Here is a 19,260-nt window from a genome sequence, read left to right on the forward strand (position 1 = left end):
AATTTCGGGGCTTTTCTATTTTTATGATGATAGATTTCTTAAAGAATATCAAGACTCCCTTTTCCTTCTCTCAATACTACAGGCGCCCCATTGGATAAATCGATGATGGTAGATGCCAAATTATCACCGTAACCTCCATCAATCACCAAATCGACCAAATCTTGCCACTTTTCAAAAATAAGTTCCGGGTCGGTTGAATATTCCAAAACGGCATCTTCATCATGAATCGATGTAGAAACAATAGGATTCCCTAACTGACGTACGATTTCCAATGCAATGGAATTATCCGGAACCCGAATACCAACCGTCGTTTTCTTTTTGAATTCCTTTGGAAGATTGTTATTCCCAGGTAATATAAATGTGTACGCTCCCGGCAAGGCTCTTTTCAATAATTTGAATGTGGAAGTATCTATTTGTTTGACATAATCGGAAATATTACTTAGATCATGACAGACAAAAGAGAAATTGGCTTTCTCCAACTTTATTCCTTTGATTCTTGCAATGCGCTCCAATGCTTTGGTATTCGTAATATCGCAGCCCAAACCATACACCGTGTCAGTTGGGTAAATTACCAGTCCGCCATCTCGTAAAACCTTCACTACTTTGGCAATAGCCGCTTCATTGGGTTTATCTTCGTATATTTTTAAGAACTGAGCCATAAGTTTTAAATTTGTTGTTATCCATTTACGAAACGATGTCCAGTTTGGCAAATCGCAATAATAATTTTTTAATTCCGCCTACTTCAAATTTTATTTCAGCTTTCCTGTCAGCTCCTGCCCCTTCCAGATTTACCACTTCCCCTTTTCCGAAACGTTCGTGCATTACGATATTCCCAACAGTTAATTTATTGTCAAACAGATTGGCCGCTCCTGAAGGTGCATTTGAGGTCATTGGTTTTAGCTTACGAACTGTTGCGGTTGGTTCTTCACCATATTTTTTAGGTGGGGTTCCGGTCGTCGGTTTCGCCAGTCGCAATCTGGATTTATCAATATCGCCAAAAATATCGCTGTCAATCATCGGTTTGAAACGGTAATTGTTTTCTGCCGGCGTGAGGTATTCTAAAAATTGTCCTTCGATTTCTTCAATAAAACGCGAAGGTTCACTATCAGTTAATTTTCCCCAACGATAACGCGATTGCGCATACGTTAAATAGGCCTGTTTTTCAGCACGGGTCAACGCCACATAAAACAGACGACGCTCCTCTTCCAGTTCGCTTCTGGTACTCATACTCATCGCGCTTGGGAAAAGGTCTTCTTCCATTCCAACGACAAAAACGTGAGGGAATTCCAGTCCTTTGGCCAAATGGATCGTCATCAACGCCACACGATCTTCATCAGTAGTATCTTTATCCAAATCAGTTGCCAACGCGACATCTTCCATGAATTCTGATAAGGCACCACGGGCTCCGTCCACTTCTTTCTGACCTTCGGTAAAATCCTTGATTCCGTTCAGTAACTCCTCAATATTTTGAATCTTAGCCATTCCTTCCGGTGTGGCATCTTTTTTTAATTCCTGAACCAAACCGGTTTTTTTCGCCACATGATCGGTGATGTAAAAAGCATCCTGGTTTTGATTAATGACCTGAAAACTCTGGATCATCGTTACAAAATCCTGTAGTTTTTGCTTGGTACCCGAATTCAGTTTCAAATCAATCCGATCAATATTCTGCATCACCTCAAAAATGGAACGCTTGTAATGATTGGCGGCAATCGTTAATTTTTCAACTGTAGTATCACCAATTCCCCGCGCCGGATAATTGATTACCCGAACTAATGCTTCCTCATCTTTTGGATTGATCACCAATCTTAGGTAACAAAGCACATCTTTGATTTCTTTTCTTTGGTAAAAAGACAAACCACCATAAATCCGGTACGGAATATCTCTTTTTCGCAACGCATCTTCCATCGCACGGGATTGGGCATTGGTACGATATAAAATGGCAAAATCACCATTCATCATCTGGTTTTGCATTTTCTGTTCCCAAATCGTTCCAGCAACAAAACGGCCTTCCTCGGCATCAGTCAAACTGCGGTGCACTTTTATTTTTGGGCCGTCATCATTGGCAGTCCAGACAATTTTATCCAGTTTGGTTTTATTTTTATCGATGATGGAATTCGCAGCTTCTACAATATTTTTAGTGGAACGATAATTCTGTTCCAGACGAAATGTTTTTACCCCCTCATAATCTTTCTGGAAATTCAGGATATTATTGATGTTGGCTCCGCGGAAGGCATAAATACTCTGTGCATCATCCCCCACCACACAAATATTCTGAAAACGATCCGACAACGCACGCACAATCAAATATTGCGAATGGTTCGTATCCTGGTACTCATCCACCAGAATATAACGGAAACGGTCCTGGTATTTTGCCAATACTTCCGGAAAGCGTGTCAAAAGTTCGTTAGTTTTCAATAATAAATCATCAAAATCCATTGCGCCCGACTTAAAGCAGCGGTCGACATAATTCTGATAAATTTCGCCCATACGAGGCTTTTTAGACATCGCATCGGCTTCCTGCAATTCGGGATTGTTCATATACGCTTTTACCGTAATCAGGCTGTTTTTATAGGAGGAAATCCGGCTTAAAACCTGTTTCGGTTTATAGATATCCCTGTCTAATTGCATTTCTTTGATAATCCCCGAAATGGCACGTAAACTGTCCTGAGTATCATAAATCGTAAAGTTCGATGGATATCCCAGTTTATCCGCCTCAGAACGCAGGATTCTGGCGAAAACAGAGTGAAATGTTCCCATCCAAAGATTTTTAGCTTCACTGTTTCCGACAATATCAGAAATACGCTTTTTCATCTCGCGGGCCGCCTTGTTGGTAAAAGTCAGTGATAATATGTTGAATGCATCGACCCCCAAACTCATCAGATAGGCAATCCTGATGGTCAGCACACGGGTTTTACCAGAACCGGCTCCCGCAATGATAATCATTGGTCCGTCTTTTTGGAGAACGGGTTCACGCTGGGCTTCGTTAAGTTGGTTGATGTATTTCTGCATTTCTATTTTTCAATTTTATCATGCAAAAATAGCAATTTAGACTGAGGAATTTGTTAAGGAAAACCAACTATTGGACATTTGGTTTCACTATTTACGGGAAAGAAAAAATCTGAATTTATTTTCCCACAAAAACATCATATCCAAAACGGATTAATGTCGCAATAACCACCAACAGGAAGAAAATCCGAATAAACTTATTCCCACGATTGATGGCTAATTTTGCGCCAATAAATCCTCCGATCGCATTACAAACAGCCATTGGTATCGCAATCATCCAGATAATTTTGCCTTTGATGATAAACAAACAGATGGATCCAAAATTAGTCGCCAGATTGACCATTTTTGCATTGGCGGAAGCCTGAAGAAAATCAAAACCAAGCAAGGTTATAAAAGCCAAAACTAAAAAACTTCCGGTTCCGGGTCCGATGAAGCCATCGTAAAATCCTATAAAGAAACTAATCAAAACAGCATACAAAATCTGCTGTCTGGAGGAATGCGATTTATCAGCGTGCTGCCCGAAATTTTTCTTGGCATAAGTATAAATTACCAAAAGTGAAAGTACCACCAATAGTAAAGGTTTCATAAAATCATTACTCACATACGTCAGCAATGTTGAACCTGCAAAAGCGGAAGGCGCCGCCAAAGTCATCATAATTGCCAGTAATTTCCAATTCATTTCAACTTTCTTCAAATATTGAAAAGCGGCAAAAAAAGTTCCGCTGAATGATGGAATTTTCAAGGTTCCAATGATAGTGGCGACAGGCAGATTGGGAAGTAAAATCAATCCCATTGGAGTCTGGATTAAACCGCCACCACCGACAATTGCATCCACAAAACCTGCTGCAAAAGCGGCTATACAGAGTAAAATCATAAATGATGTTTCCATTTTTTAAAATTTTATCAAATGTACAGTTTAAGTTTATTGGTTTATTCGTTAATTTGTTTTCGAAAATATAATATCCTAAATCTTATAATTTTTAAATAAACCAACATGGATACCACAAAAATCATAGAGTTATTAAGTTATACTTTACCGGCTATCATCACAGGTGCGGTTGCTTACTATTTCTTTAACCTGCACACAAAAAATGAAGAAGGCAGACGTCGTTATTTACTGAACAAGGAAGCACAGAAAAATGCCCTGCCAATCCGCCTTCAGGCTTATGAGAGAATGGCGTTGTATATGGAACGCATCAATCCTGCCAAGTTATTGATCCGAATCAAGCCATTCTCTGAAGATAAAAATGATTATGAGACTTTTGTCATTGAACAAATCGAGCAGGAATTTGAACATAACCTGACGCAGCAAATATACATGAGTGATGACTGCTGGACCATTATTGTGACCGCAAAAAATGCGACGATCCAAATGATCCGAAAAACCAATATGAGTAACCGCGTGGACAGTGCCAATAAATTACGCGAGGTGATTTTAGGGGATTTAATGGACAAACAATCACCGAGTAATGCTGCTTTGGAATATATTAAAAACGAGGTTGGGCAGCTTTGGTAAATTGTTGATTTTATATAAAAAGAAAACCCTTCTCGATTGAGAAGGGTTTTCTTTTTTATAATTTATTTGATTTCTATTAATTATCCCTTATTACATGTGCAAGACCAGAAATAGTATGGGTAGTAGTGTTATCGTCTGTATACGTCCCATAAAAAGTTATATCAACATATTCACCAACTGCACCAAAATTACTCAAATTGAAGGTCATTGTATTGGTGGTAGTTGAACCAATGTGTCCCCCAACATCCAAACCATCAAGCGAAAATTCAGCTGTCGTGTATATTCCAGGAACATTGGTAGTTCCCCATATATGTATTCCGCCTTGGGAAGGGGCAAATCCACTTACTAATAGTGGACTATTGCTTATGTCAGTAGCAGCATACACCTGGGAACTTAAGATATACTTTACCGGCTGACTATCTATTTTATACGAAACCATTTCCGTAACAGTATTGCAGGCAATTAAATTACCAACATGAGTAACCGGGGCCGTGAAATTATAGGCAATTGGATCTGTTGTTTGTAAATTATCAAAATCGAATCCTTTCAGTCTAAAATTAGTATCGGGGTTGCAGAACGAAGTATGAAAATTAAAACTGCCATTCGTTACCGGAGCAAAACTATCTGAAATTCCATTTCTACTCATCATTACATATCCATTGGTAACAATGGTGTTGTCACATTTTAGCAACGTACCTTCAACTAAGGTAGTTTGTATTTCATTGGTCAAAACCACGTTCGGTAAAATAGTATTAACAGAAAACGACCCAATTGGTGTTGAGTAAATTACATTGCCACAAAAATCATAAACATGTAAAGTCAAGCTTTCATTGGCGGGAATTAAACCTGACACCTGTCCGTTTCCATTGGAATACTGAACATATGAATTGACAGCACTTGTTGTTAAACCAACCCCTACATTAGAAAGCGGATTTCCATTAACATCAACAAATGTAACTGTTAATGTAACTGTTGGAAATTGTACATCACAATTCCACCATGAAAAATGCGAAACCGTACCTACATATTTATTACCTTGTTTAACAGCACTTCCCTGTTCTTTCCAATACCCCAGCATTTCATCAAAATGCCATAACGGGATTGTCGCGGGCGCTGTAGCTAATTGTGTAGGAGTAATTGGCATTTCGATTTGCGCCGTATTCGAAATCTGTAATTTTTGGCCAGCCCCACCTCGTAACTCCACATTCATCATTCCGTAGGTTTGCAACACCTTGGCTTGACCATCAACGCTTTCGGCAAATAACATGCCCGGCATTTTATCCGCAACATATGGATCAGTTGGGTCTAAATGGTGCATAATCACATTTACAGTTCCAGAATAGGCAACTCCGGTTTCGGTTTTGAAATTCCCGTCAAAAATTACTTTAGTTCCGTTGGATAAAACCGCTTCTTCCGAAACACCTGAATGCACTTGTGCAACAACAGAACCGGAAAGTAACATGATTTTCACTCTGTTGGTGCCACTAGTAGGAACCACTGCTCTTGAACCATCAATGAAACCACTCTTTTTTGCTGTGATGTAAGCAAATTTCTCATAAACATTGGCATCATTGATAATAAAAACTCCATTCACATCCGTTTGTACTGTCGAAGTTCCAATTTTAATCGCCACATTTTGAATCGGATTATTGTCTTCATCGACAACCTGACCCAAAAAGTCTTTGGAAGTTGTATTCCCGAAGTTTTCAGCGAAAGTGTCATTGGAATTAGAATCATTGTCTGAAGGATCACAACTGACAAAAAATGTAGTAGTTGCCAACAAAAGAAAAAGAAATTTGAACTTAGTCATAAGGGCTTTGGTTATTGATGGATATATTACAGAGATACTTTTAAAGTAAATAGGTTGCGTACAATTTAACAAATTATTTCTCACTTAAAATCTTCTGGAGTACATTAGTCTCATTTACAGGAAGTTTAGGGAGAAGTTCCTCAAAATAGGTTCTGTGATTTCTATTTTTTAAAAGAAGACGGATTTTTTCACGGGCAAATTTATTAAACTGCCATCTGTGACTTGTTGCTGCATTGGCTAAATAAGGCAATACATTTTTATCGTTTTTATTGACAAACAATAAGTTTTCCATGGCATTCTGTCGAATCGAACTTTCGAACTTTGGTGAACAATAATCCAATAATTCATCATAGAATTTTGCTTTGTTTTGGGTTTCATAGTCTTTTGTCCCAAGAGCCAAGGTTAGCCATAGAATTCGCAGGTTTTTATCATTGAATCCAATCCAGGTTTTTGATTTATTGAGCAATTCTTTCTGTTCTTCCGGAAATTGGGACCAATAGACATTCAGCGCGATTTCCTGAGTGATGTATGATTTATCGTTAAGAAAATTATAATAATCTTTCTTAAAGGGCAAAGGTATTTTAGGCATCGTTTTAACAATCGCCTGACGCACTTGTATATTGTTCGTTTGCATCGCCAGTCGTAACAAACTTTCTTTTTCTTCAAAGGGAACATTTTCTAATTGCAGGACAACGGCTTCTTTTACCGGAAAATAAACATCCGCTTGTAATGCTTTCTCAAAAATTATTTTCTTTTCCTTAAATGGTTTTGCACGAAGTTCCTGGATTGCAAACAAAGCTTTTATGTTTTTATTTTTTAAAAGTAACTCATTCGCTTTATGAGTATTAAAACCATTATCCTGAAGCCATTCTTTAGTAAACGTATTCAAATCATATTTTGATAATTTCTTGACTTCTATTAAAAAATCATCCGTATTGACGGTTTGAAAAGCGTATTTTTTTAAGTAACTCTTAACGGCTTTCTTAAAAATTTTCTCTCCGACACCCTCCCGCAAAACATGCAGTGCCCATGCCCCTTTTTGATAAAATGTCAGTGAACTTGCCTTTTCATTCAGAAGCGGAATGGTATCGTGGACTGCCGCTTCCTTAAGTTGAAGTGAAGTCTGGTATAATTTATAATAAAAGTAATCTTCTCCAAATACTTTTTTCTCTGCCAATAAAGCATAATAGGTCGCAAAACCTTCCTGGAGCCAATGATGCTTACTGGTTTCAGCGGTAACCATGTCTCCAAACCATTGATGGGCCAATTCGTGAGCATTGACATTGACGTAATTTTTATCATTGAATCCAATCTCATCAACAACAAAATCCCTTGAAAAAACGGTAGCCGACGTATTTTCCATTCCGGCATATAAAAAATCCCGAACCGGAATCTGTTTATAGACTTCCCACGGATACTTTACTCCTATTTCTTTTTCGAAAAAATCAAAAATGGTTTTGCTGTAACGGTAAGTAGCTTCCTGCTTGGCAGTATCTTCCTGTTCGATATACAAATGCAAAGGTGTATCCGATTTTGCTGTCAGTTTTGTTTCCTGGAATTGACCAATGGCAAGCATCAACAGATAACTGCTCATCGGTTTTTTCATTCGGTATTGCCAAAGAATTTCATTTCCAGTGTCAATCTTTTTATCTAAAACCCCATTCGAAATCACCTGATACCTTTTATCGAACGCAACGTTAAGATTAAAAATCACTTTTTCATTGACATCATCAAAACTTGGGAACCAATGACTGGTATATTTTCCCTGTCCCTGTGTCCAGATTTGAAGATTGTCCAAATTTTCAGATCCAATGAAATACATGGTTTGTTTGGGATTAGCCTCATAGTCAAATGTCAGGGTATTTTTTCCTTTGGCAAACCCTTCAAAAAGCTGTAACTGCCTACCGGAATTCTTAAACTGAACCAGTTTGTTATTAATCATCAGATCCGAAAAAGTCATCTGTTGGGCATCAATTTTTATGGTATCTATTGCGGACAACAGTTCAAAATCATAAACCACTTTTCCTTTAACTTTTCTAGCATTCGCATCAATTGATAATTGAGCTGTCGCATTTTTAAAGTCAACTTTTTCAAGCTGTTGCGAAAAAGCAATGGTCGAAATAAACAAGAAAATAAGCGAAAATGATTTCATTTTTAAAATATCAGAAGCCAAAGTTACGAAAGCAGCTCATAACAATTCTGACCAATTTTGTAAGTTTACTACCAAATAAAGAAATTGTGAAAAAGAAAGCCCTTTTTAATTGGAGCAGCGGTAAGGATTCAGCCTTAGCCTTATATAAAGTTTTACAGAATAGTGAGTTCGAAATTACCTGTCTTTTAACAAGCATCAACCAACATTTTCAACGTATTTCGATGCATGGCGTACGCGTGGAATTATTGGAACAACAGGCAAAAAGCATTGGTATTCCGTTACTGAAAATGGAAATTCCCGAAATGCCCACAATGGAAGTCTATGAAAATGTAATGCAGGAAACTTTGGGAAAATTAAAAAGTGAAGGAGTTACCCATTCCATTTTTGGTGATATTTTTTTAGAAGACTTAAGAAAATACCGGGAGGATAAATTGGCCGAAATGCAACTGAAAGCAGTTTTTCCCTTATGGAAAATTCCAACCCATGAACTTATAAAGGAGTTTATTGGTTTAGGATTTAAAACCATTGTAGTTTGCGTAAACGAAAGCTTTTTGGACAAAAGTTTTGTGGGCCGGATAATCGATCAGGATTTTATCAATGATCTACCGGACAATGTAGATGTTTGTGGAGAAAATGGTGAGTTTCATACCTTTACCTTTGATGGCCCTATTTTCTCAAAACCGATTGCATTTGAAATTGGGGAAATTGTCCATAAATCATACGAAAAACCAAAAGAAGATACTTCCCAAACCATTTGCGATTCGGATACTGCTGAAACTATTGATTATGGATTTTGGTATTGTGATTTGATTGCGAAGTAACTACGCGTTGAGTAATTCCTCAATATTGAATTTTTTCATTTGCATCAGTACTTTCATTACTCGTTCTGCACGAGCCGGATCAGTAAGTAATTCAGGAAGAACTGATGGAACTACCTGCCATGAAAGGCCATATTTGTCTTTTAGCCAGCCACACTCTACTTCGTTGCCACCTTCAGTGAGTTTATCCCAATAAAAATCTATTTCTTGCTGGGTTTCGCAAAAAATCTGGAAAGAAACAGCCTCATTAAATTTAAAAAGCGGTCCGCCATTCATAGCTGTAAAGGGATTTCCATCCAATTGAAAACTGACAGTCAAAACGGTACCGGCCGGCATACCATGAATTTCAAAACCTTCTTTGGTATAATAGCTGATATTATCAATGTTTGAATTTTTAAAAACTGACACATAAAAATTAGCTGCCTCTTCGGCCTCTTTATCAAACCATAAGCAAGGTGTTAATTTTAGATTTGCCATATTCATGAATTAATGATTATTGATTTGCTTCCACATGTTTTTTAAAATTGTTGAGGATAGACTGCCAACCGCCACGCTGCATTTCGATTGGGTGTATAACTTCGGCTTCAAATGTCTCGATGACTTTGGTTCCGCTTCCATCATTTTCAAAAAGCACTTCCACCTTTCTTCCGTCGTCAATGGTGTAGATAAGTCGTTCTTTGGTTTTCACTTCATTATAGATTCCACTGAAATCAAAACCCATACTGCCATCTCTGGCTTCCATCCGTGAAAGGAATTTGCCACCTGCATACAAATCGTTTTCGGCATACGGGGTATGCCAATCCTCTGATGCATTATTCCATTTCACAATGCTCTCCGGTGTGGTCCAATGTTTCCATACCGATTCTAAAGGCGCATTGACATTGGTTTCCACCGTAATGGCCTTTTTTAGCGCTGTTGTTTCCATTTTAATAGATTTTTAAATTATATCGATTTTGCCACGCAGTTGAACATCCATTGGATTCCAAATTTATCGGTACAACTGCCTGAATAAGCACCCCAAAACATGTCTTGAAGCTCCATTGTAATTTCTCCTCCTTTTGATAATGCGTTAAATAGTCTTTTCGTTTCCATTCGGGTATCCGGCTGGAGATTGATATACACGTTGTTGCCGGCATTTACCTTGAAACCCATAGATTCAGGAGCATCGGTCCCCATCAATATATGTCCGCCAAGTATCGGTAATTCTATATGCACTACGAGATTCAAATCTTCCTCTGCCATGGGCGGCATATTTTCTGCTGGTGGAATATCACTGAAGCGCGCAATTCCTCCACGGCCAAATTCTCCTCCAAAAACTGATTTGTAAAAAAGGAAGGCTTCTTCGGTATTGCGTGGGAAATTGAGGTAGGTGCTTACTCGTGACATATCGTTATGGCTTTAAATTTACAATCAAAAAGTTATGACGCCAAATTGTAGATTTTCAGCGACATACATTTTATTATACTGACGTAAATTTAAGACAAAAAAAACAAAAATTATCTAAATTCAAGTTAAGGAATGGATGCATTATTGTAAAAAAACGAACTTATTATTCCTTTTCCTGATACATTTTCAGTAACTGGGTTACTGTGTTCCAATTTCTCATGGTGGCAGTTACGTTTAGTTTTTTCTCGATGTATTTTTGGTCTAATCGAGTTTTTCCGGCACCCACATCATATTTTATAAAAATCCTGCTGGCATCTATATGAGCCTCATCCGGTTTGAATTGGCTTATTTTCAATTCACTCATATGTTCAGTCCGAAGTTCTTTGGAAACAAAAGCCACATACAATTTCTTCAAATCGATGTCTTTTTCTTTTAAAAAGAGATTATTTTTAAAACAAGCTTCTAAATCCGTCACACCAAGAATAATCACCGGGACATCATAACCAAATACTTTAAAAATTTCCTGTTTGATCATAAATCCTACTTTACCCGGGTTTTCCTCCGGTGTTGTTACAAAAACATTTCCCGACTGGATATAGGTTACGACATTCTGAAAACCTATGTTTTCTAAGGTAGCTTTAAGGGCATCCATTTTTATCATGTTGTGGCCTGAAACATTGATGCCGCGAAGCAAAGCGAGATGGGTTGTCATTGAAGATTTATTTTTGGTTATCCAAAGGTATCGTGTTTAAATTTGATTTCACAATTTAATTCTTTCTCACCTCAATTTCAATTTGTCGCATTTTCTATTTTCCCAATTAAAATCTATCTTCGCAGTTATGCAGCAAGACCTTCTACTCACTCCTATCGAATACCTAAAAGGCGTTGGTCCCAATCGGGGGGAATTGCTGCGTAAAGAGTTGGGCATATATAAATATCAGGACTTAATTAATTTTTATCCGAACCGATACATTGACCGGACCCGCTATTATAAAATAAATGAACTGCAGAATAATGCCGCTGAAGTACAATTGATTGGAAAAATCATCAACATCAAAACCGTTGAATTTGCAAAAGGAAAAAAACGTTTGGTTGCTACTTTCACTGATGCTACAGGCCAGATGGAACTGGTCTGGTTTCAAGGGCAAAAATGGATTCGGGAAAGCCTGCAGCTGAATGTTCCCATTGTGATTTTCGGAAAGTGCACCTCGTTCAACGGATTGTTCAATATGGCACATCCCGAAATTGAACTGCTGACCGAACATGAGCAAAGCCTGCGATCTGCGATGCAGCCGGTATATCCTTCAACCGAAACATTGACGAATCGGGGAATTTCCAATAGGGTTATCAATAAACTGATGCAGCAACTGTTTCTGGAAACACAGGCTTTGTTCAGTGAAACCCTTCCCGTATATTTAATTGAGGAATTAAAATTGATTTCCAAAAAAGCCGCCTTATTTAATATTCATTTTCCGAAAAGCGCCGATGCATTGGCGAGAGCTCAATTCCGATTGAAATTTGAAGAATTGTTCTTCATCCAATTGCAGTTAATCACAAAAAATCTGATTCGGAAACATAAAATCAAAGGCCATCCTTTTGAAAAAGTAGGTAATCATTTCACCGATTTTTTCAACAATCATTTGCCATTTGAACTCACGGGAGCTCAAAAGCGGGTTCTGAAAGAAATTCGTAATGATATGGGAAATCCGGCGCAGATGAACAGATTGTTGCAAGGCGATGTAGGTTCAGGTAAAACCATTGTGGCTTTGATGAGTATGCTGCTTGCTTTGGATAATGGGTTTCAATCCTGTTTAATGGCACCGACAGAAATTCTGGCCAACCAACATTACATCGGTTTATCCGAATTGGCTAAGGATTTGAGTATCAACATACGAATATTGACCGGTTCCACTAAAACCGCACAACGAAAAATTATCCATGAAGAATTGGAGAATGGAACGTTGCATATCCTCATTGGTACGCATGCCCTTTTGGAAGACAAAGTAAAATTTCAGAATTTAGGTTTGGCTATTATTGATGAACAACATCGTTTTGGTGTGGAACAACGTTCTAAACTCTGGAAAAAAAATACCATTCCACCACATGTTTTGGTAATGACCGCTACCCCTATTCCACGGACCTTGGCGATGAGTTTATACGGTGATCTGGATATCTCTGTCATTGATGAATTGCCTCCGGGACGTAAACCCATTCAAACCGTGCATCGTTTTGATTCCAACCGATTGAAAGTCTGGAAATTCATTCGGGACGAAATTGCAAAAGGAAGACAAATCTACATAGTGTATCCGCTGATTCAGGAATCCGAAAAAATGGATTTCAAGGATTTGATGGACGGATATGAAAGCATTTCAAGGGATTTTCCATTACCTCAATATGCGGTTTCCATTCTTCATGGCAAAATGAAACCGGCTGATAAGGATGCCGAAATGAAACGTTTCGCCGACGGAAAAACCAATATTATGGTTGCTACGACTGTAATAGAAGTGGGCGTTAATATTCCAAATGCCAGTGTGATGATTATCGAAAGTGCCGAACGTTTCGGTTTGTCGCAATTGCATCAATTACGGGGTCGTGTGGGCCGTGGCGCTGAGCAAAGCTATTGTATAATGATGACATCGCACAAATTATCCAATGATAGCAAAACCCGTATGGAAACAATGGTCCGCACCAATGATGGTTTCGAAATTGCCGAAGTCGATCTTAAATTACGAGGCCCGGGAGATCTGATGGGTACCCAGCAAAGTGGCGTCCTTAACCTTCAGATTGCAGATATTGTAAGAGACAGGGACATATTACAATTGGCGAGAAATCATGCCGTAATAATATTAAAAGAAGATGCTCCTCTTTTAAAACCGGAACATACAACCCTACGAGCTGTCTTTATTGAATTGTCAAAAAAGAAGAACATTTGGAATTACATTAGTTGATATTCTCAGCGAATCGATATATTTGTATGTACAAGTGTTAAATAAAGATTAACTCACAGGACATTCTCAGCGCTAAAAACTATTTTTGTTACATCAAAATACTGAAACCTAAATCCTACTTTTATCTCCCCCATCATGAAAATAAAATACATTGTTTTTACCTTATTAATAATCGGAATGGGTGCTTTTATTACCTACAGGATTAAAGAGAACAAAAGTGAAAACAGTGAATCCAAAGACAAAGGAGGAAAAAATAAACCCATGAATGTTAGCGGCATTGTCGTAAAACCCCGAACTTTTGATAATAACCTATCACTTTCCGGTTCCCTTGAGCCTAATGAGCAGGTTGAAATCCGAAGCGAGGTTTCCGGCATTGTTGAAGGTATTTATTTTCAGGAAGGAAGTACGGTTTCTAAAGGACAAATGCTTTTCAAAGTTAATGACCTTGAACTGAGAGCCCAATTACGACAGGCGGCGACCAAAGAAAGCCTCGCATTTGAAAATGAAAGAAGAGCGAAACTTTTGCTGCAAAAAGAAGCGATAAGCCAGGAAGAATATGATGTTTCCAGAGCGGATTATAAATCGGCTCAGGCCCAAAGCCAATTGATTAAAGCACAGACTGCAAAAACTTCAGTAAGAGCGCCCTTTTCAGGAAAAATTGGATTACGCTCCATTTCAACGGGAACGTATATAACTCCTGCTATTTTAGTAGCTAAACTGGTTAACATTTCCGAATTAAAAATTACTTTTTCTATCCCAGAAAAATATGCCAATCAGGTAAAAACGAATTCGATGATCAGTTTTACAGTTTCCGGTTCTGCTGATACCTACAAAGCGAAAGTATATGCGATTGAGCCGGAAATTGCGGTAGCTACCAGAACATTACAGGTTCGCGCTATTGCAGAAAATAAGGACGGAAAATTATTGCCTGGGACTTTTGCCAATGTCGAACTGCCCTTGGACATCATAAAAGACGCAATTGCTGTCCCTACAGAAGCCATTATCCCTGTTCAAAACGGAAAAAAGGTATTCATCTCGAGTAATGGTCAGGCCAAAGAAATCATGGTCCAAACCGCCACAAGAACAGATGCGACAATATTAGTGCTTTCAGGATTGAAGGCCGGAGACACGCTTCTGACCAGTGGTGTAATGACTTTAAAAAATGAAACGCCGGTAAAAGTAAAAATAAAGCTTTAAGCATAAAGCCTGAAAAAAATGAGTTTGTCTACCCTAAGCATAAAAAGACCGGTATTTACGATTGTAATCAATTTGGCCATTATTTTATTTGGTCTTATCGGGTACAGTTTTTTGGGTGTCAGGGAGTTCCCTTCTATTGACCCGGCCCAGATTTCAGTCCGTACGAATTACTCCGGAGCCAATTCTGACATCATTGAATCCCAGATTACCGAACCTCTTGAAAAAGCGATTAATTCCATCGACGGAATCCGAAATGTAACTTCATCGAGTATCCAGGGTAGCAGTAATATTACGGTCGAATTTAATTTGGATAAAAACCTCGAAGAAGCCGCTAATGATGTTCGGGACAAAGTTTCTCAGGCCGTGCGAAGCTTACCCAAAGATATTGATGCACCTCCAGTAGTTTCTAAGGCTGATGCCAATAGCGATGCGATTATTTCGATGACCGTACAAAGTGATACCCGAAACGCATTGGAATTGAGCGATTATGCCGAAAATGTCATTGCCCAACGTCTCGAAACCATTCCGGGAGTGAGCGGTGTCCAAATTTGGGGACAGAAAAAATATGCGATGCGTTTGTGGATTGATCCAATAAAACTCGCCTCCTATGGTTGCACCGTTTCGGAAGTAAGGGATGCACTAAACAAACAAAACGTTGAATTGCCATCAGGAAAATTGACCGGTGACAACACCGAATTAACGGTGAAAACTGTCGGAAACCTGTCCACTGCTGAAGAATTCAACAATATCATCATTCGTACCGACGGCGAAAAAACAGTCCGCCTGAGCGATATCGGTTCCGCAAATTTAGGCCCGGAAAATATCGAAACCAAAATGAGCCAATCCGGAATGCCTTTGGTTGGTGTTGCAGTTGTGCCGCTTCCCGGTGCCAATTATTTAGATATCTCCAAAGAATTTTATAAGGAATTCGACGCGCTTAAAAAGGATTTACCAAAAGATATCAAGCTGAATATTGCTATCGACAGTACCGTTTTTGTGAAAAAATCAGTGATTGAAGTAGCGGAAACATTAGGTATTTCCATATTACTAGTAGTATTAATCATCTATTTATTTTTCAGGGATTGGGCCATTGCTTTCCGTCCTTTAATTGATATTCCGGTTTCACTGATTGCGACTTTCTTTATCATGTGGCTTTTTGGTTTTTCTATCAATGTACTGACCTTATTGGCAATTGTTCTGGCAACCGGTTTGGTGGTGGATGACGGAATTGTAGTTACCGAGAATATTTTCAAAAAAGTAGAAGAAGGCATGTCCCCTATTGAAGCCGCTATCAAAGGTTCGAATGAAATCTTTTTTGCGGTAATTTCTATATCGATAACCTTGGCGGCTGTTTTCCTTCCGGTTATTTTTCTGGAGGGTTTTGTCGGACGATTATTCCGGGAATTCGGTGTGGTAATCGGAGCAGCAGTATTGATTTCTGCCTTTGTATCGCTTACGTTAACTCCGATGCTGAATGCCTATCTGATGAAAGGCGGCGAACAGAAAAAATCGAAGTTTTATATTTATACAGAACCATTCTTTCAAAAACTAAACCGTGGTTATGCTGAAACTTTGGAAAGTTTTATGAAGAAAAAATGGATGAGCTTCCCAATTCTGATTGTTTGTTTCGGATTGATTTATCTCTTTTTTAATTTATTGCAGAAAGAAACTGCACCATATGACGACCGAAGTTCCATAACAATGAGTATCACTGCTCCTGAAGGCTCTTCATACGAATACACGGATCGATTTATGCAGGAACTTTCACAAATGATCGACGATTCCATTCCGGAGAAAAAAGTCAGCCTTGTCATCACATCTCCTGGATTTGGAGCATCAACAGTCAATAGCGGACGAGTACGAATAGCATTATCCGAACCGGGTGAAAGAAGCCGTTCCCAAAAAGAGATTGCAGAAAAATTAACCATGTGGACCAAGCAATATGCGGAAGCCAAAACGTCAGTTACCGAACAGCCTACAATAGCCGTAAACAGACGTGGCGGAATGCCGATTCAGTATATTATCCAGGCTCCAAACTTTAAGAAATTGCAGGAGAAAATTCCGCAATTCATGGACGAAGCGGCAAAAAATCCAACTTTTGCAATGTCGGATGTCAATTTGAAATTCAATAAACCGGAAATCAATGTGACCATTGATCGTGAAAAAGCAGAAAGCCTCGGCATTTCGGTGATTGATATTGCGCAAACGCTGCAGCTTTCACTAAGCGGGCAACGGTTCGGATATTTTATACGAAATGGCAAACAGTATCAGATTATTGGCCAATTTGACCAGAAAGACCGTTCCAAACCATTGGATTTGACCTCGATGTTTGTCAAAAATAATAAAGGGGAACTAATCCAAATGGACAATGTGGTCACGATAGAAGAACAAAGCAATCCGCCGCAATTGTATCACAATAACCGATACATGTCAGCCACAGTCTCAGCAGGGCTCGCTCCCGGCAAAAGTATCAGCGACGGAATTGATGCCATGAATGAAATCAAGGATAAAGTTTTAGATGATACGTTCACTACAGATTTAGGTGGTGAATCCCGTGATTTTGTTGAAAGCAGTTCCAATACTTCTTTTGCATTTGGACTGGCTTTACTATTGATATTTTTGATACTGGCGGCACAATTCGAAAGTTTCATAGATCCGTTTATTATCATTTTAACCGTGCCTATGGCCGTTGCCGGAGCTTTATTCTCGTTATGGCTGTTTGACCAGACCTGGAATATCTTCAGTCAGATTGGAACTGTAATGTTAATTGGTCTGGTGACCAAAAACGGAATTCTGATCGTTGAATTTGCAAATCAGTTAAGGGAGCAGGGAAAACCGAAAGCGGAAGCCATTATTGAAGCTGCGGAAGCCCGTTTACGACCTATTTTGATGACCAGTTTAGCCATTTCATTGGGTGCATTGCCAATTGCTTTATCATTGGGTGCAGCCTCAACCAGCCGAATTGGAATGGGAGTAGTTATCGTAGGCGGAACCATATTCTCTTTGGTATTAACCTTATTTATAATCCCTGCGTTGTATCTGATGTGGTCCAGGGCCAGAAAACACTACCCCGAATTTGACCATATCGACGAATATGAAACGACTAAAAAAGTATGATGAATTCTAAAATAGTATTTCAAAGTCTGATTCTGATTTTCTTTAGCGTTATTAAAATGAATGCACAGGAAATTTTAACCCTCGAAATTGCGGTCAAAATTGCATTGGAAAACAATTATGAGATAAAAATAGCGAAGAACGATCTCACTATTGACAAAACAAACGTCGCCGTTGGAAATGCGGGTATGTTACCCAAAGTTACGGCCACTGTAGTCGATAACAATAGTATTCAAAACAGTTCCCAAACGCGGCAGGACGGAACCGTAACGGAACTTGACAATGCTAAAAACAACAGCCTGAGTTATGGTGTTGGCTTGGATTGGACGGTCTTTGACGGATTAAAAATGTTTGCCCACTATGATCAGTTAAAGGAACTCCAGAAATTAGGGGAAGCCCAATTAAAACTGACGGTCATCACAAAAATAAGTGATGTTACCGCAACCTATTATGATTTGGTTCAGCAGCAACAGCAATTAAATGCATTGGACAGCACCATCGTAATTTCGAACCAACGAATGACTTTGGCACAAAACCGTTTCACTATTGGAAAAGCCTCCAAACTAGAAGTGCTGAACGCGCAGGTTGATTTAAATACCGATTTAACAACCGTGCTACGACAAAAAGAATTGTATGCCAATACCAAAATTTTTCTGAATCAGCTTTTGGCTAGAGATATCACAGCCGACTTTAAAGTGGTTTCGTTAATTGTCATTGACAATACTTTATTACTCCCTGATTTGATGACTTTGGCAGAAAAGCAAAACCCACAATTACAAGCACAAATCATTAATAAAAGAGTAACCGAATTGCAGTTAAAGCAAATCAAAGCGGCGCGGTATCCTACCGTTAAAGTGAATACAGGCTATAATTTCAATGAATCACAATCCACTCTTGGGTTTACAACCGAATCGTCAGCACGCGGATTGAATTATGGTTTTAGTGCTTCCATGAATCTGTTTGATGGATTATCACAAAACCGAAACGAGAAAATCGCCAAAATTGAAATTGAGAATTCAAAACTCCTGATTGACCAGCAAACATTAGCATTACAGTCCCAACTGGCCACAGCCTATCAAACGTATCTGACCAACCTCGAACTGATTCGTCTGGAAGAAAAAAATGAAGCCATCGCCAGACAAAACTTACAGATCACTTTGGATAAATTCCGAATAGGAACTATAGCCACACTGGAATTTCGTACCGCACAACTTAATTATGTCAATGCGAAAGTGCGGTACAGCAATGCCCAGTTTCAGGCTAAATTATCGGAAATTGCCTTAAAAGAATTAGCCGGGACACTTACATTTTAA

At 38.8% G+C, this 19,260-nt stretch carries 15 protein-coding genes; 6 read left to right on the top strand and 9 right to left on the bottom strand.

Features of this window, described 5'->3' with window-relative positions; genetic code table 11:
• Nucleotides 1-38: 38 nt before the first annotated feature.
• From FNW07_RS07790 to FNW07_RS07800, 3 genes are all read right to left on the bottom strand, one after another.
• On the bottom strand, nt 39-659 hold the full coding sequence (locus FNW07_RS07790) for an L-threonylcarbamoyladenylate synthase (protein WP_126742928.1): 621 nt from the start codon (nt 657-659) through the stop codon (nt 39-41).
• Nucleotides 660-684: 25 nt separating this feature from the next.
• Nucleotides 685-3,009, bottom strand: coding sequence for an ATP-dependent helicase (locus FNW07_RS07795; RefSeq protein ID WP_126742929.1), 2,325 nt, complete (start codon nt 3,007-3,009; stop codon nt 685-687).
• A gap of 115 nt (nt 3,010-3,124) precedes the next feature.
• Nucleotides 3,125-3,895: a TSUP family transporter gene (locus FNW07_RS07800; protein ID WP_126742930.1), complete on the bottom strand. Its 771-nt coding sequence runs from the start codon at nt 3,893-3,895 to the stop codon at nt 3,125-3,127.
• Between the two features lie 105 nt (nt 3,896-4,000).
• Here FNW07_RS07800 and FNW07_RS07805 point away from each other — a divergent pair, with 105 nt between their 5' ends.
• Entirely contained in the window at nt 4,001-4,522 is a 522-nt protein-coding gene (locus FNW07_RS07805) for a hypothetical protein (protein ID WP_126742931.1), read from the top strand.
• 76 nt (nt 4,523-4,598) lie between these two features.
• On the opposite strand, the gene FNW07_RS07810 is transcribed toward FNW07_RS07805, so the two are convergent.
• Both FNW07_RS07810 and FNW07_RS07815 read right to left on the bottom strand, forming a co-directional pair.
• Nucleotides 4,599-6,332, bottom strand: coding sequence for a hypothetical protein (locus tag FNW07_RS07810; RefSeq protein ID WP_126742932.1), 1,734 nt, complete (start codon nt 6,330-6,332; stop codon nt 4,599-4,601).
• 73 nt (nt 6,333-6,405) lie between these two features.
• Nucleotides 6,406-8,484, bottom strand: a complete 2,079-nt coding sequence (locus FNW07_RS07815) for a M1 family metallopeptidase (protein ID WP_126742933.1) — start codon at nt 8,482-8,484, stop codon at nt 6,406-6,408.
• 86 nt (nt 8,485-8,570) lie between these two features.
• Here FNW07_RS07815 and FNW07_RS07820 point away from each other — a divergent pair, with 86 nt between their 5' ends.
• The gene (locus FNW07_RS07820) at nt 8,571-9,305 is read left to right on the top strand and encodes a diphthine--ammonia ligase (RefSeq protein WP_126742934.1); all 735 of its coding nucleotides are present in this window, start codon (nt 8,571-8,573) and stop codon (nt 9,303-9,305) included.
• Here the strand turns inward: FNW07_RS07820 and FNW07_RS07825 are convergent, their stop codons facing one another.
• The 4 genes from FNW07_RS07825 to FNW07_RS07840 all read right to left on the bottom strand — a co-directional run bounded on the left by FNW07_RS07825 (nt 9,306) and on the right by FNW07_RS07840 (nt 11,400).
• The gene (locus FNW07_RS07825) at nt 9,306-9,779 is read right to left on the bottom strand and encodes a VOC family protein (protein ID WP_126742935.1); all 474 of its coding nucleotides are present in this window, start codon (nt 9,777-9,779) and stop codon (nt 9,306-9,308) included.
• Between the two features lie 16 nt (nt 9,780-9,795).
• Nucleotides 9,796-10,227, bottom strand: a complete 432-nt coding sequence (locus FNW07_RS07830) for an SRPBCC family protein (RefSeq protein WP_126742936.1) — start codon at nt 10,225-10,227, stop codon at nt 9,796-9,798.
• A 17-nt stretch (nt 10,228-10,244) separates the two neighbouring features.
• On the bottom strand, nt 10,245-10,688 hold the full coding sequence (locus FNW07_RS07835) for a VOC family protein (protein WP_126742937.1): 444 nt from the start codon (nt 10,686-10,688) through the stop codon (nt 10,245-10,247).
• Between the two features lie 163 nt (nt 10,689-10,851).
• Nucleotides 10,852-11,400: a DUF1697 domain-containing protein gene (locus FNW07_RS07840; RefSeq protein ID WP_126742938.1), complete on the bottom strand. Its 549-nt coding sequence runs from the start codon at nt 11,398-11,400 to the stop codon at nt 10,852-10,854.
• A gap of 127 nt (nt 11,401-11,527) precedes the next feature.
• On the opposite strand from FNW07_RS07840, the gene recG reads away from it, so the two are divergent.
• From recG to FNW07_RS07860, 4 genes are all read left to right on the top strand, one after another.
• Nucleotides 11,528-13,636: an ATP-dependent DNA helicase RecG gene (gene recG, locus FNW07_RS07845; protein ID WP_126742939.1), complete on the top strand. Its 2,109-nt coding sequence runs from the start codon at nt 11,528-11,530 to the stop codon at nt 13,634-13,636.
• Nucleotides 13,637-13,771: 135 nt separating this feature from the next.
• On the top strand, nt 13,772-14,833 hold the full coding sequence (locus FNW07_RS07850) for an efflux RND transporter periplasmic adaptor subunit (RefSeq protein WP_126742940.1): 1,062 nt from the start codon (nt 13,772-13,774) through the stop codon (nt 14,831-14,833).
• Between the two features lie 18 nt (nt 14,834-14,851).
• Entirely contained in the window at nt 14,852-17,950 is a 3,099-nt protein-coding gene (locus FNW07_RS07855; RefSeq protein ID WP_126742941.1) for an efflux RND transporter permease subunit, read from the top strand.
• On the top strand, nt 17,950-19,260 hold the full coding sequence (locus FNW07_RS07860) for a TolC family protein (protein WP_126743069.1): 1,311 nt from the start codon (nt 17,950-17,952) through the stop codon (nt 19,258-19,260). Before FNW07_RS07855 ends, FNW07_RS07860 begins: the two co-directional genes overlap by 1 nt.

This window comes from Flavobacterium sp. GT3R68 (genome assembly GCF_007109225.1).
GTDB lineage: Bacteria > Bacteroidota > Bacteroidia > Flavobacteriales > Flavobacteriaceae > Flavobacterium.